The organism is Citrobacter sp. Cb004, assembly GCF_030337065.1.
In the GTDB taxonomy this organism is placed as follows: domain Bacteria; phylum Pseudomonadota; class Gammaproteobacteria; order Enterobacterales; family Enterobacteriaceae; genus Citrobacter; species Citrobacter braakii.
This window is the reverse complement of the sequence record NZ_JAOWCH010000046.1, coordinates 434,039-447,832: the sequence shown is the minus strand read 5'-3', so window position 1 is coordinate 447,832 and position 13,794 is coordinate 434,039. Positions and strand designations below refer to the sequence as shown.

The window sequence follows — 13,794 nt, the reverse complement described above, 5'->3', positions numbered from 1 at the left end:
CTCCGTTTGCCAGGGTTGGTGTGTCAGTCAATGATGTCATTGCCGAGAAATTTACGCAGCCCATCCAGATCCTTAATCTCCAGTCCTTGCTTCGTGCGCGTTACCAGCCCGGCATCCGTCAGCGCTTTCACCGCCCGTCGATAGACCCGGTCGGTGGTGCCGAATCGCTCAGCTTCCTGGTATTTTTTATGAAAACCATCCATTGGCTGCTTGTCCTGATGCTGGCGATACAGGTCATACGCTACGTTATGTACGATAGGGTAGAGCATCCGGTGCAGGAAGATTTCCAGCATATCCTGATAATCAACGGCCATTGCGCTGGCGAAAAATATCGCCAGTCTGGGGTGCTGGTTCAGCGCTTCCTCCAGACGGTCACAGTTGCATACCGCCACGGTCAGCGGTTCTTCGGCTACGATATCAAGCTGGCAACGATACCCGGTAAAAAACTCCATTTCGCCAAACAGTTGCTCATCACATTCCATTGCACCCAGTTGGAAACGGCGACCATTCTCCGCGCTATAACGCAGAGAAATTCTTCCTGACTGCACCATGATCAGTCGATCGACTACCTGTCCCTGGCGGTAAAGATAGTCATCTTCCTGGATAATCTGTGTTTCTGAGAGCAACTCCTGGAATATCTTCTCAATTAAGGCATCATCCTGCTGCCAGATATTGTGAAAACGACCTTTTGTGAGGGGTTTAAGCTGCATGGCTCAACGTCTTATTGTTTGAGATAATTCTTATCGCTGACTGTATGCCATCTGCAGCGCAATGTCATTAAGAGCGGGTTGCGGATAATAGAAGGGCCAGCACCATGCTGGCCTTGACACACTAAGGATGGCTGATAAAGCGAGACAATCGCTGGCGCAGCAGGCGGTTTTCCTGCCGCAGTTGAGCGTTCTCTTCCAGCAACGTCAGCGCAACGGCAATTCCCGGCCAGTCAAGTTCCAGCTCCTGACGCAGGCGTATCGCGCGACGCATGACGGTCAGCGCATGATCGTCAAAAGTCTCGTCTTCATGAGGTTCTATCACCCCTAAGCCGACAATCTCATGTAGCTCTTCTTCTGACACACCGGTGTACAGACAAAACTCGGTAATGGTAAAGGTGACGGTGACGTTAGCCATTATGCTTTCCCCCACTCTTTGCGCGGATCAAAGGTCTTTTGTGCATCCGCCAGCTGCTGCCACAGGGCGGCGCTGGCGTCGTCAGGTTTCGGCGGCATGACGATTTTGATCACCGCATACAAATCGCCGGTATGTTTTTTACTTACCAGACCTTTGCCCTTAATGCGTAACCGCTGCCCGGCCTGGCTGCCTGCAGGAATGGTCAGCAGGATGCTCTCTTTTAACGTCGGAACGGTTACTTTCGCGCCCAGCGCGGCTTCCCACGGCGCCAGGGGAACGACCACTTCCAGATCCTGGTTAACAATATCGAACAGCGGATGTGGCGCGATATGAATCACCAGCCACAAATCACCGTTTGGCCCGCCGTTTTCACCGGGGGTGCCCTGGCCTTTCAGACGAATACGCTGACCGTTACCGACGCCAGCCGGAATTTTCACATTCAACGTTTTAGGAATTTCACGTTCGACCATGCCGAACGCATTGTAAACTGGCAGGGTGTAACTGATCGTGCGGCTATGCTCAGTAAGCGTTTCTTCGAGGAATACGGCGACTTCAATTTCAATATCGTGCCCGCGGCTGGCATGACGCTGGCGAGACTGTTGCGCATGCTGACCAAAAATGGAGGAGAAGATATCGTCGAAATCTTCGGCGTTATAGCGTTGATTCTCTCCTTGTTGGAATTGACGGTTGAACTGTGGGTCGTTGCGGTGCTGCCACAACTGGTCGTACTCGGCGCGTCGCTGTTCATCACTCAGGACTTCCCAGGCTTCAGCAACCTCTTTAAACCGGGCCTCCGCGTCAGTCTCTTTGCTGACATCAGGATGATATTTACGGGCGAGTCGACGATAGGCGGTCTTGATTGTCTTGAGATCGTCTGTCGGTTTCACGCCCATAATGGCGTAATAATCCTTTAATTCCATAGCGTTCTCTCGTGTAAATCAACACTTGCAGAAGGTGAACCCTAACAACAGGTATCACCGCTAAGTTTAGGGTAATCCTGATAACGGAGAATGCCAACCGGGAAGGGAGGATATTGCTATAAACGATGCGGGCATTGCACCACCAACAGCGCTTTTTAACGTTATGGCGTCTGTTGTGTGGTGCGAATAGTGAGATTAGCTAAACATCAGGATTTAGTGATCAGGAAGCGGACCGTATCAGCATAGTTTTGTACGAACGCGTTAAGGTCATCAGATTTCAGTCCTTTCGGATTTATCATATATTTACCGTTGATAAAAATGGCGGGCACCCCGGTTAAATCTACAGCTTTAGCCATTTCTTGCTGTTTGGCGGTTAGTGATTTTACGGCAAAACTATTCCATGCGGCATCATAATCACTGGCACTGACGCCCGCGCTGATAAATACGTTACGAATATCGTCCGCCGATTTAATGGTTTGTTTTTTCTGCACGGCATCAAAAAGCAACGGTTTGACTTTATCTTGCACGTTCAACAGCATGGCGACGGACCAGGCGTGCGTCATTTCCTGCCCCAGAGGGCCTAAAAAGTCGACGTGGTATTCGGTGAGTTTGACGTCAGCAGGCAAAACTTTTTTCACGTTATCAGTGATTTCAAAAACTTCATCGTACTGATAGCAGGAAGGACAATAGAATGAGAAAAACTTCAGCGCTGCCGGGGCTGAAGCGACGGGTTTTTCCAGTGAGATAAACTCTTTGCCGTCGGTAAATGGTGCTGCCTGAGCGCTAACGGTAAAAAGTAACCCAATCAGGGGTAATAAGTATTTTTTCATTTCCATATACTCTAAATAACATTCAATAAACAAATTTTCTGCGAATGAGTACGCTCTTCATTGCGTCGGGCTATAATACGATAATCACCTAAAAATGCGCTGACCCTTACTTTCATTTACGCATCAATACGTAGCGGGACAGTATTTATGTACTGTTCTGCGAATATCCTTTGGTACTCTTCGTAAATAGTGAATGATCACTTCCGTGATATTTTCGTAATTACTTTGGCAATGTTATATTGTAATAAATAAAAACGGAAATATGATTAATTATCATTTGATTTATAAAACGTGAGCCGCAACGCGTTGCGCTATGTTCTGTCAACGCAGCCGTTAGATTTTCTTTTTCTTGTAGCGTTTGAATGAATAGGGTAGGTGTCAGTGATGGGCAACCAAAATGGATATCGCTATGATTGACCACCTGGATCATCTGGTATTGACCTCCAATAATGAAGAGGCATGCGTTCATTTTTATGTCGAACTTTTAGGGATGAGGCTGGAAACCTTCGCGCAAGGGCGGAAAGCCTTCGTCTTTGGCAATCAGAAAATTAACCTCCACATTCGGGGAAAAGAGTTTGAACCCAAAGCTTACGCGCCAACGCCGGGGGCGCTGGATTTGTGTTTTATCACCACACGTGCGCTGGAAGAGGTGATAACCACGTTTCAAACGCACGGGGTCGATATTGTTGAGGGACCGGTTGCACGAACCGGTGCGATGGGACCGATTCGCTCGGTTTATGTCAGAGATCCCGATCTCAATCTGATTGAAATCGCGGTATATCCTGCTGATGACAGGACATAACTTTACAGCGCAAAGGTTGCCAAAACCTGGTGAGTGGTTAAGATAACTCGCATCAATCAGTGAGGGTATAATGGCGAAACGTCAACGGATGGGATGGTGGTTCCTCTGTCTGGCATGCGTTGTGGTGATGGTTTGTACCGCACAACGCATGGCGGGCCTGCACGCGTTGCAGATGGACACCGTTGCCACAAGCGTGGTCGTAAGCGCACAAGCGCAGACCGATGAGGCCTCGTCCGTTACCCCTTGTGAACTGAGCGCGAAATCATTACTGGCGGCGCCCCCGGTACTGTTCGAAGGCGCTATTCTGGTGCTGTGTCTGCTGCTGTCGCTGCTGGCGCCAGTGCGGGCGTTTCGTCTGCCTTTTTTCCCACCGCGAGCCATCTCGCCGCCTACGCTAAGGGTACATCTGCGATTTTGCGTCTTCCGTGAATGACAGAACAGCCGTTGCTGACTGTTAGATAATTATTCACGGAGAAAATATATGATGACTGTTTTCAGGCAGGCGCTGCTCTGTCTGTTATTGCTATGGCTGCCCGTATCCTGGGCGGCTGAACCCGGCTGGCTGCGTTCACCCGATAACGATCACGCCAGCGTGCGGTTACGCGCTGATACGTCCTCAGGCGGCGAAACTCGTCTGTTGCTGGATGTTAAACTGCAGGACGGCTGGAAAACCTACTGGCGTTCGCCGGGCGAGGGAGGCGTCGCGCCATCTATCGCCTGGCAAGGGGAAATGCCTGCGGTCGACTGGTTCTGGCCAACCCCCGCACGCTTTGAGGTCGCTAATATCACGACCCAGGGCTATCACGATAATGTGACGTTCCCGATGGTTGTGCGCGGCAGATTGCCCGCCACGCTTAGCGGTGTTTTGACGCTATCCACCTGTAGCAACGTTTGCCTGTTGACGGATTTTCCTTTTTCCGTGACCTCCACGACCCAGGACCCGACTTTTGCGCATGACTATGCTCAGGCAATGGGGCAGATCCCGCTTGCCAGCGGCCTGACCGATACTCTGCGCGCTGGCGCACGGGCCGGCGAGCTGGTCGTCGAGGCTCACCGCGCGGGAGGATGGACTGCGCCAGGGCTGTATCTTGACGCCGTTAATGATGCTGATTTTGGCATGCCGCAAATTCACGTCGCAGGTGAGACGTTACGCGCCACGGTACCCGTTCATGACGGTTGGGGGGAAGGCGCGCCGGATTTACGCGGTAAGTCGGTCACGCTGGTGCTGGCAGATAACGGTGTTGCCCAGGAAAGTCGTCTTGCGATTGGCGAAGCCCCGGTTATTGAGAACGCCTCACTCCCATTGTGGCAGGTGGTGCTAATGGCGCTGCTGGGCGGTTTAATCCTCAACCTGATGCCCTGTGTGTTACCGGTTCTCGGCATGAAACTGGGCTCTATTTTGCTGGTTGAGGAAAAAAGCCGTCGCCAGATCCGCCGTCAATTCCTCGCATCGGTAGCCGGGATCCTGGTCTCCTTTATGGCCCTGGCGTTATTGATGACAGTGCTACGTTTAACCAATCAGGCGCTGGGTTGGGGGATCCAGTTTCAGAACCCGTGGTTCATTGGCGTCATGGTCGTGGTGATGCTGACATTCAGCGCCAGCCTGTTCGGGTGGTTTGAATTCCGCCTGCCTTCGGCGATGACCACCACGCTGGCGACTCGCGGTGGCAACGGCTTGTCGGGACATTTCTGGCAAGGCGCATTTGCGACCCTGCTCGCCACGCCGTGCAGCGCCCCGTTTCTGGGAACAGCGGTAGCGGTGGCATTGACCGCTTCGTTACCAACGTTGTGGGGACTGTTTATCGCACTTGGCCTGGGGATGAGCTTGCCGTGGCTGCTGGTGGCTCTGCGTCCCGGTCTGGCGCTGCGTTTGCCGCGTCCGGGACGCTGGATGAATAGTTTGCGGCGTCTTCTCGGTGTCATGATGCTGGGTTCGGCTATCTGGCTTGCGACGTTGCTGCTCCCACATTTAGGGCTGGCCGGACACGCTAGCGCTAAAGAAAGCGTGAACTGGCAACCGCTTAGCGAGCAGGCGATTGAGGATGCGTTGGCGCAACATAAGCGTGTGTTCATTGACGTCACTGCCGACTGGTGCATCACTTGTAAGGTCAACAAATACAACGTGTTGCATAAAGATGACGTACAGGCCGCTTTGCAACAGCCGGATGTAGTGGCGCTGCGCGGCGACTGGACGCTCCCTTCTGAAGCCATCACCGAATTTCTGAAAAAACGCGGCCAGGTTGCTGTGCCGTATAACCAAATTTATGGCCCCGGTCTGCCGGAAGGCCAGGCGTTACCAACGTTGTTGACCCGCGATGCGGTATTGCAAACGTTGACCGACGCCAAAGGAGTAACCCCATGAAAATAATGATTGTTCTGCTGTTAACCCTGTTTTCTGCCGTCAGCGTAGCGAAAGAACCTGCACCGTTTACCCCGGAACAGGAAAAGCAAATTGAAGCATTAATCCAGGAGGCCCTGTTTAACGATCCCAACAGCCCGCGGATTGGCGCTAAGCAGGCGAAACTGACCCTGATAAACTTCACCGATTACAACTGCCCGTACTGTAAGCAACTGGATCCCATGCTGGAAAAAATTGTGCAGAAATATCCTGACGTGGCGGTAGTGATTAAACCGCTGCCGTTTAAAGGGGAAAGTTCGGAACTGGCGGCGCGGACCGTGCTGACTACCTGGCTTGAGCATCCGCAGCAGTTTCTGGCGCTACATGAAAAACTGATGCAGAAAAAGGGTTACCATACCGACGTCAGTATCAAACAGGCGCAGGAAAAATCGGGAGCCAGTCCGGTGACGCTGGATGCCCAAAGTGCTGAAACGCTAAGCACTAACCTGCAACTGGCGCGACTGGTGGGCGTGCAGGGCACCCCCGCAACGATTATTGGTGATGAGCTTATTCCCGGTGCGGTGCCGTGGGAAACCCTTGAGGAAGTGGTCAAAGAAAAGCTGGCGGCGGCCAATGCTCAGTAAACTGCGCCGCTGGCTGCGCGAAGGGCTGATCTTACTGGCGCTGTTGGCAGGGGCGATGCTGCTGATGGATGTCTGGCGCGCGCCGCAGCTCCCTGGCTCTTTTGACAGCACGCCTTTGCAAAAGCTGGATGGTGAAACCGTCACGCTGGCGGCGCTCAGCAAAGACGAGCCGGTGCTGCTTTATTTCTGGGCGAGCTGGTGCGGCGTTTGCCGCTTCACGACGCCGGAAGTCGCCAGGCTGCGTTCGGAAGGGGAAAACGTGATGACCATTGCGTTACGCTCCGGCAGTGAAGCTGAGGTGTCTCGTTGGCTGTCGCGTAAAGGCGTGGACTTTCCGGTCATTAATGATGCGAACGGGGTAATCTCCCGCAGTTGGGCGATTAGCGTCACGCCCACGCTGGTGGTAGTGTCACAAGGTCGGGTGGTGTCAACAACCAGCGGCTGGACCAGCTACTGGGGCATGAAGCTGCGGCTGTGGTGGGCAAAAACGTTCTGATAATGTGCCGGGGAAACCCGGCATTTTTTATATTATTACCCGTAAGAGGGAAGACATATTTCGTTGCCTGGCGAAGCGAGCACCGCGATTAACGTCCAGAATGGGTCATCTTCTCTTTTTCAGGAAAGTGCAACATGACGAGTTCGTTAGCGTTTGGGCCCGCTCTGGTGATGATGATTGCCGCCACGTTTGTCCTCGCCGGGATGGTAAAAGGCGTCACTGGTATGGGATTGCCCACCGTGGCTATGGGGATCCTCGGATCGCTTATTTCGCCGGTTGCGGCGGCGGCCATGCTGCTGTTGCCTTCGCTGATTAGCAATCTGTTTCAGTTTGGCGGTGGCGGAAATACGCGTCAATTAGTCAAACGACTGTGGCCAATGTTATTGACGGTGGTGGTGGCGACACTGCTTGCCAGTGCCTGGATTACCGGCGGCGATACCACCCGTACCCAGTTTGCGCTCGGCGTGGCGCTGGTGGCTTACGCTATCTGGACGCTGGCCGGAAAGAAAATCGCAGTGGCTCCGCAGCATGAAAAACCGTACTCCCTCGTCATAGGATTTGTTACTGGCTTATTGACTGGCGGAACCGGTGTATTTGTGATGCCCGCCGTGCCCTGGATCCAGTCATTGGGTTTTGAGAAGGATGAACTGGTTCAGGCGCTCGGGATCTCTTTTACGTTTTCGACATTGGCTTTGGCGCTTGGTCTGTGGTGGCACAATGCGCTGCCCGTACAGTCGTTGAGCATATCGGCTTTGGCCATTGTTCCTGCGCTGATTGGTCAGTGGTTAGGAACCCGTGTACGACGGGTTATTTCTCCGCTCGTGTTTAAACGTTGTTTTCTGTTTTGTTTGGTCGGGTTGGGTATCGAGATGATGCTGCGTGCGGTGTGACCTGTGCGGTGACTTTAGAACGCATTCATGGCATCGTTAATTCAGACATTCAGGGTCAAAGAGGTCGCTATGGCATCAGTGATGTTAAGTGAGGAAGAGGGCGCTCTGGAGTCGCGAATGGCGCTCACCGCGGCGGCGATGGCCGATAAATCGCGCTCGCGAATGTTGTGCGCCCTGATGGATGGCCGCGCCTGGACCGCGACCGAGCTCAGCGCAGTGGCGGATGTGTCAGCGTCGACCGCCAGTGCGCATCTGGCGCGTCTGTGCGAACAACGTTTTGTTGTGGCGCTCGCGCAGGGCAGGCATCGTTATTTTCGCCTTGCAGGCTCCGATATCGCTGAACTGCTGGAGCGTCTGATGGGCGTGGCGTGGGCTACATCAACGCCACGAAAAATCACGACGCCGGCAGGCTTACGACATGCCCGAACCTGCTACGATCATCTCGCTGGCGAGGTGGCGGTGAGGCTGTTCGATACGCTGGTTTCCCGTCAGTGGTTAACGCCGGATGGTGAAACGCTGACCTCTCTTGGGCAGGAAAAACTGGCACAAATGGGGATTGTCCTGGCTGCGAGCGCATCGCGGCGGAAATTAACCTGTGGTTGTCTGGACTGGAGTGAACGACGTTACCATCCCGGCGGCGTGCTTGGCGCATCGCTGCTACGCTGGCTGATTGAAAAACGATGGATAAAAACGGAGCTGAGTGGTCGCCGCGTCACCTTCACCCCGCTTGGCATTCGCAAATTAGAAACCGAGTTCGGTATTAAAACGACACCGTAGATGGTTCGTTTTGCGAAAGCGTTCCGGGAAATATGTCATATTTCTGTCACACTCTGTTGTGATTGATAACAACAAGAGGTCGTAGGGATGAATAAATCGTTAATCGCCGCAGCCGTGGCAGGGGCTGTATTAATGTCAACCGCCGCGCAGGCGCAGACCGCGCCGGAAGGCTATCAGCTTCAGCAAGTATTGATGATGAGTCGGCATAACTTACGCGCACCTTTAGCCAATAATGGCAGTGTTCTTGAGCAGTCCACCCCCAAACAATGGCCAGAATGGGATGTCCCCGGCGGACAACTCACCACCAAAGGCGGCGTGCTGGAAATCTATATGGGCCACTATATGCGAGAGTGGCTGGCAGAGCAGGGGATGGTGAAATCGGGCGAATGTCCGGCGCCGGGTACGGTCTATACCTATGCTAACAGCCTGCAGCGTACCGTCGCGACGGCGCAGTTCTTTGTCACCGGTGCTTTCCCGGGTTGCGACGTCCCGGTCCATCATCAGGAAAAAATGGGCACCATGGATCCCACCTTTAACCCGGTGATCACCGATGATTCCGCCGCCTTCAGCCAGCAGGCGGTTCAGGCAATGGAGAAAGAGCGTAGCCAAATGCAGCTCAACGACAGCTATCAGTTGCTTGAGCAAATGACCGACTACAAAGACTCTCCGTCCTGCAAAGAAAAACAGCAGTGTTCCCTGACCGATGCCAAAGATACGTTTAGCGCGAAATATCAGCAGGAGCCTGGGGTTTCGGGGCCGCTGAAGGTCGGGAATTCGCTGGTTGATGCCTTCACGCTGCAATATTACGAAGGCTTCCCGATGGACAAGGTCGCCTGGGGCGAGATTAAATCCGATCAACAGTGGAAGGTTCTGTCGAAGCTGAAAAATGGCTATCAGGACAGCCTGTTCACCTCCCCGGAAGTGGCGCAGAACGTCGCCAAACCGCTGGTGAAGTATATTGATAATGCGCTGGTTACTGAACGCGTAAAAGTGCCAAAAATAACCGTGCTGGTGGGGCATGACTCAAACATCGCATCGCTGCTCACCGCGCTGGATTTCAAACCGTACCAGCTTCACGATCAGAACGAGCGTACGCCGATTGGCGGGAAGATTGTCTTCCAGCGCTGGCATGACAGCAACGCGAATCGTGATCTGATGAAAATCGAGTATGTGTATCAGAGCTCGCAGCAGTTGCGTAATGCTGACGTTCTGACCCTGAAATCCCCGGCGCAGCGTGTAACGCTGGAGCTGAAAGGGTGTCCGATAGATGCGGATGGCTTTTGCCCGATAGATAAGTTCGACAGCGTGTTGAATGAGGCGGCTAAGTAAAAGAAAAACTCCCCCGTGTTCGCGGGGGAGTCTGAGCGCTAGACGTTTTTGCGTTCGATAGTCTGTTCACCCCAAAAGAGCGAATCTTTGTCTGTTTTCTTAAAGGCTTTGATGAGCACCTCGTCGCTACCTTCTTCCCAAATTTTTTCCGCCAGTTTCTCGTCATAATGCGCGACTTCAAAAATGGCTTCGGCTATTTCCGGCGATGTATTGCGCAGACTTGCCCATTCGCCGACGCGATGGGCTTTCGCTTCTTGAGTTGGCATTCGAATCCTCCTGTTGAAGATTAGCCGTTGAGTTTTACTGCCAGACCTGCGACATATTCACCCTGATAGCGGGCGATAGATAATTCTTCCTGACTTGGCTGGCGTGAGCCGTCGCCTCCGGCGATGGTGGTTGCGCCATAAGGGGTACCACCGCGAACTTGAGAAACATCAAACAGCTCTTGCGCCGCGTAACCGATAGGCACAATCACCATCCCATGGTGAGCAAGCGTAGTCCAGGTTGATGTAATGGTTTGTTCCTGACCGCCGCCGGTTCCTGTCGAGCTGAATACGCTGGCGAGTTTGCCGTACAGGCCGCCTGAAGCCCACAGCCCGCCAGTCTGGTCGAGGAAGGTGCGCATCTGACCGGACATATTGCCAAAGCGTGTGGGGGTACCAAAAATAATGGCATCGTAATCTGCCAGTTCTTGCGGGGTTGCGACTGGTGCGTTTTGTGTTTTGCCGCCAGCTTTGAGGAAAATCTCCGGCTGCATGGTCTCTGGTACGCGCTTAATAATCACTTCCGCGCCATCTACCTTATCTGCGCCTTCTGCGACTGCATGGGCCATAGTTTCAATGTGTCCGTACATGGAATAATAAAGCACCAGAACTTTTGCCATTTTACACTACTCCTCGAGTTAACCGTGTCCGTAGCGACTCGCTACCTACCTTTAAAGATATGACGTACTGTCAGGAGTGCAAATTTCACAATCACTTCTTTGATTTATAACAATTTTTATAACAACTTCTCTTGTTGCAAAATGATACATATTTAACCGGGTGGAATTTGGTAGTCATAAGAAAGACTTATTGATTTCTCGCTGTGATTATTTCTCTATCACCGCCAATCCTGTTGCAGGATATTACAGTTAGCGGCTGCTCAGGCCACGCTTCACTATGCTTAATCCCACGCAGTTATTTTCAGGGTATCGCCCGTAACGCTGCGTGAGGTATCACTCCTCAGTACCTATGCAATATGATGTCTAATCAATGACGGAGGTCAGTAATGGCAAACCATCGAGGCGGTTCCGGCAACTTTGCGGAAGATCGCGAAAGAGCATCAGAAGCAGGTCGAAAAGGTGGCCAGCACAGCGGGGGCAATTTTAAGAATGACCCGCAACGCGCTTCAGAGGCAGGCAAAAAAGGGGGCAAAAATAGCCACGGCAACAACAAATCGTAATTGCCGGGCTAGCTGTCAGATATGCCGTGACGGCTGAAGATCAGAGTCAGACGTTACGTAGCCACCCACCGCCGCCGGTTTCTTCCGGCGGTTTTTTTTGTCTGCAAGGTTGAACTGTAACAAAACGCAACGCAGACTAACGACATTCAGTTAATCGGGTGTCTCATGTCATTACTTTCTCGTTATTCCTTCTCTGTTAAACCTCAGGAAGCGATCCTCATTGTGATCACTATGTTCTGGGGTGGCACGTTTTTGGCCGTGCAATATGCCGTTACCCTGAGCGGACCTTTTTTCTTTGTCGGCGTGCGTTTTGCCACCGCTGCGCTGGCGGTCGCGCTTTTGTCACTACGCACATTGCATAAACTGACGTGGCTGGAAGTCAAAGCAGGCGTTGCGATCGGTATCGCAATTGCGTTGGGTTATAGTCTGCAAACCTGGGGGCTACAGTTTATTCCCAGCAGTAAATCGGCGTTTATTACCGCGATGTATGTGCCGTTGGTCCCGCTTTTACAATGGCTATGTCTGGGGCGTATGCCCGGCCTGATGCCGTGTGTCGGCATTGTGCTGGCCTTTATCGGGTTGATTTTTCTCGCCGGACCGGGAGGCAATTTGCTGGCTTTAGGTGAAGGCGAGTGGATCACACTCGCCGGCGCGGTGGCGATTGCGGCAGAAATTATCCTGATTAGCGCGTGGGCGGGAAAAGTGGATGTGCGGCGGGTAACGGTGGTACAACTGGCAACCGCTTCGATAGTGGCATTTATTGCCATGGCCCCAGCAGGAGAGTCCGTGCCGCCGATGTCTACGGGATTGCTGGTGGTGGCGCTGGGGTTGGGGATTTTCAGTGCGATTATTCAGGTCACCATGAACTGGGCACAGCGCAGCGTTTCGCCGACGCGCGCGACGGTCATTTATACCGGTGAGCCGGTGTGGGCGGGGATCTTTGGTCGCCTGGCGGGGGAACGCTTACCGCTACTGGCTTTGCTCGGCGCAGCATTCATTATTGTTGGCGTGCTGGTCAGCGAACTGAAGTTCAAAAAGAAAAAAGGGGTAGTGCAAGAGGCGCCGCCGGAGTCGCTTTAATTTAACCATTCACCGCGTGATTTGGTATGCTGACGCCCTCACAAGAAGGAGAGGGCGCATGGTCCAACGCGCAGAGAAAAAAACAGGTAAGCGCTCGCAGGCCGTCAGTGCAAAACGCCAGGCCATATTAACCGCGGCATTAAATATCTTCTCCCAATATGGGATCCACGGCACGCGTCTCGAACAGGTCGCTGAGCAGGCGGGTGTGTCAAAAACGAATCTGCTTTATTACTACCCGTCAAAAGAGGTGCTCTATATTGCCGTTTTGCGGCAAATCCTCGACGTCTGGCTGGCTCCGTTGAAGGCTTTTCGCGAAGACTTTGCGCCGCTAGCGGCCATTAAAGAATACATTCGCCTTAAGCTGGAAGTGTCGCGCGATTACCCTCAGGCTTCACGGCTATTTTGTATGGAGATGCTGGCAGGTGCGCCTTTATTGATGGCTGAATTAACGGGCGATCTCAAAACGCTAATTGATGAGAAATCGGCGCTGATTGCCGGTTGGATCAAAAGTGGGAAACTGGCTCCGGTCGATCCGCATCATCTGATTTTTATGATTTGGGCTTCAACCCAGCACTACGCCGACTTTGCCCCACAGGTTGAGGCGGTAACGGGCGCAACGCTGCGTGATGAAGCCTTTTTTAACCAAACGGTGGAGAGCGTGCAGCGGATGATTATTGAAGGGATCCGCGTGCGTTAACTGGCTGGCGGTAACGGACAGCTTAAATCGCCCTCTTCGCACTGTAAGAGCGAGGCGAGAAACGCTTCACGCTCGTTGGTTTTATCCGTCAGACACTGGCTGGAAATCATCGCCTGGGCGCTACCGCCTTCGGTGCCGGAACTGATTAACGCGCAGTCCGCATCGCGCAGGGTTATCCATGAGATTTGCGCTTTTTTCAGTAAATCGCGCTGGGTTGGGGCGGCGCGCTTAAGCGCATTCTGATAAGTGTCATTAAGTTTGGTGTCGGCCGCCTTAAACTGCTCTGCCGCACAGGTGTTCATCTCAATCTGAGTGTTCGCGTTGGCGCAGTCATCCGCCAGCGCCTGGCCGCTCAACAGCAGCGCTGCACATGTCAGTACGATTCGTTTCATGCTTCCCTCTGGTTCCATAAAAAAAGGCCCC

At 53.0% G+C, this 13,794-nt stretch carries 18 protein-coding genes; 11 read left to right on the top strand and 7 right to left on the bottom strand.

Going from position 1 to position 13,794, the window contains the following annotated elements; genetic code table 11:
* Positions 1-23 precede the first annotated feature (23 nt).
* From OGV65_RS07365 to dsbA, 4 genes are all read right to left on the bottom strand, one after another.
* Positions 24-710 (bottom strand): Crp/Fnr family transcriptional regulator, encoded by a 687-nt coding sequence (locus tag OGV65_RS07365; RefSeq protein WP_016152569.1) that lies wholly within the window; start codon positions 708-710, stop codon positions 24-26.
* A gap of 121 nt (positions 711-831) precedes the next feature.
* Complete coding sequence (gene cbpM, locus OGV65_RS07360) at positions 832-1,125, bottom strand: chaperone modulator CbpM (protein ID WP_016152570.1); 294 nt, start codon at positions 1,123-1,125, stop codon at positions 832-834.
* The gene (gene cbpA / locus OGV65_RS07355; protein ID WP_016152571.1) at positions 1,125-2,045 is read right to left on the bottom strand and encodes a curved DNA-binding protein; all 921 of its coding nucleotides are present in this window, start codon (positions 2,043-2,045) and stop codon (positions 1,125-1,127) included. Before cbpA ends, cbpM begins: the two co-directional genes overlap by 1 nt.
* A gap of 206 nt (positions 2,046-2,251) precedes the next feature.
* A complete protein-coding gene (gene dsbA, locus OGV65_RS07350) occupies positions 2,252-2,875 on the bottom strand; it encodes a thiol:disulfide interchange protein DsbA (protein ID WP_046274463.1) in 624 nt (207 codons plus the stop codon).
* 397 nt (positions 2,876-3,272) lie between these two features.
* Between dsbA and OGV65_RS07345 the strand changes: the two genes are divergently transcribed.
* The 8 genes from OGV65_RS07345 (at position 3,273) to agp (ending at position 10,151) form a co-directional block, all read left to right on the top strand.
* Positions 3,273-3,677 carry a VOC family protein gene (locus OGV65_RS07345; RefSeq protein ID WP_080981783.1) on the top strand — a complete coding sequence of 135 codons (405 nt, stop codon included), beginning with the start codon at positions 3,273-3,275 and terminating at the stop codon, positions 3,675-3,677.
* Positions 3,678-3,747: 70 nt separating this feature from the next.
* Positions 3,748-4,110, top strand: a complete 363-nt coding sequence (locus OGV65_RS07340) for a hypothetical protein (protein WP_016152574.1) — start codon at positions 3,748-3,750, stop codon at positions 4,108-4,110.
* A gap of 48 nt (positions 4,111-4,158) precedes the next feature.
* A complete protein-coding gene (locus OGV65_RS07335; protein ID WP_286454788.1) occupies positions 4,159-6,039 on the top strand; it encodes a protein-disulfide reductase DsbD family protein in 1,881 nt (626 codons plus the stop codon).
* A complete protein-coding gene (locus tag OGV65_RS07330) occupies positions 6,036-6,659 on the top strand; it encodes a DsbA family protein (RefSeq protein ID WP_046274457.1) in 624 nt (207 codons plus the stop codon). Before OGV65_RS07335 ends, OGV65_RS07330 begins: the two co-directional genes overlap by 4 nt.
* Positions 6,649-7,155, top strand: a complete 507-nt coding sequence (locus tag OGV65_RS07325) for a protein disulfide oxidoreductase (RefSeq protein WP_181220574.1) — start codon at positions 6,649-6,651, stop codon at positions 7,153-7,155. The genes OGV65_RS07330 and OGV65_RS07325 overlap by 11 nt, the downstream gene beginning before the upstream one ends.
* A gap of 134 nt (positions 7,156-7,289) precedes the next feature.
* Positions 7,290-8,045, top strand: coding sequence for a sulfite exporter TauE/SafE family protein (locus OGV65_RS07320; RefSeq protein ID WP_047501101.1), 756 nt, complete (start codon positions 7,290-7,292; stop codon positions 8,043-8,045).
* 69 nt (positions 8,046-8,114) lie between these two features.
* Positions 8,115-8,822 carry an ArsR/SmtB family transcription factor gene (locus OGV65_RS07315; protein WP_049283240.1) on the top strand — a complete coding sequence of 236 codons (708 nt, stop codon included), beginning with the start codon at positions 8,115-8,117 and terminating at the stop codon, positions 8,820-8,822.
* An 87-nt stretch (positions 8,823-8,909) separates the two neighbouring features.
* The gene (agp, locus tag OGV65_RS07310) at positions 8,910-10,151 is read left to right on the top strand and encodes a bifunctional glucose-1-phosphatase/inositol phosphatase (protein WP_279263394.1); all 1,242 of its coding nucleotides are present in this window, start codon (positions 8,910-8,912) and stop codon (positions 10,149-10,151) included.
* 38 nt (positions 10,152-10,189) lie between these two features.
* Here the strand turns inward: agp and OGV65_RS07305 are convergent, their stop codons facing one another.
* Together OGV65_RS07305 and wrbA are read right to left on the bottom strand one after the other, a co-directional pair.
* Positions 10,190-10,417 carry a YccJ family protein gene (locus OGV65_RS07305; RefSeq protein ID WP_016152581.1) on the bottom strand — a complete coding sequence of 76 codons (228 nt, stop codon included), beginning with the start codon at positions 10,415-10,417 and terminating at the stop codon, positions 10,190-10,192.
* 20 nt (positions 10,418-10,437) lie between these two features.
* Positions 10,438-11,034: an NAD(P)H:quinone oxidoreductase gene (gene wrbA / locus OGV65_RS07300; protein ID WP_286454786.1), complete on the bottom strand. Its 597-nt coding sequence runs from the start codon at positions 11,032-11,034 to the stop codon at positions 10,438-10,440.
* Positions 11,035-11,420: 386 nt separating this feature from the next.
* On the opposite strand from wrbA, the gene OGV65_RS07295 reads away from it, so the two are divergent.
* The 3 genes from OGV65_RS07295 (at position 11,421) to rutR (ending at position 13,371) form a co-directional block, all read left to right on the top strand.
* Positions 11,421-11,594 carry a con-10 family general stress protein gene (locus tag OGV65_RS07295; protein ID WP_003036022.1) on the top strand — a complete coding sequence of 58 codons (174 nt, stop codon included), beginning with the start codon at positions 11,421-11,423 and terminating at the stop codon, positions 11,592-11,594.
* A gap of 165 nt (positions 11,595-11,759) precedes the next feature.
* Positions 11,760-12,674, top strand: coding sequence for a DMT family transporter (locus OGV65_RS07290; RefSeq protein WP_049283242.1), 915 nt, complete (start codon positions 11,760-11,762; stop codon positions 12,672-12,674).
* 58 nt (positions 12,675-12,732) lie between these two features.
* On the top strand, positions 12,733-13,371 hold the full coding sequence (gene rutR, locus OGV65_RS07285; RefSeq protein WP_053389923.1) for an HTH-type transcriptional regulator RutR: 639 nt from the start codon (positions 12,733-12,735) through the stop codon (positions 13,369-13,371).
* Here the strand turns inward: rutR and OGV65_RS07280 are convergent.
* Complete coding sequence (locus OGV65_RS07280; RefSeq protein ID WP_016156166.1) at positions 13,368-13,763, bottom strand: lysozyme inhibitor LprI family protein; 396 nt, start codon at positions 13,761-13,763, stop codon at positions 13,368-13,370. The two genes, rutR and OGV65_RS07280, sit on opposite strands and share 4 nt — an antisense overlap.
* Between the last annotated feature and the right edge of the window lie 31 nt (positions 13,764-13,794).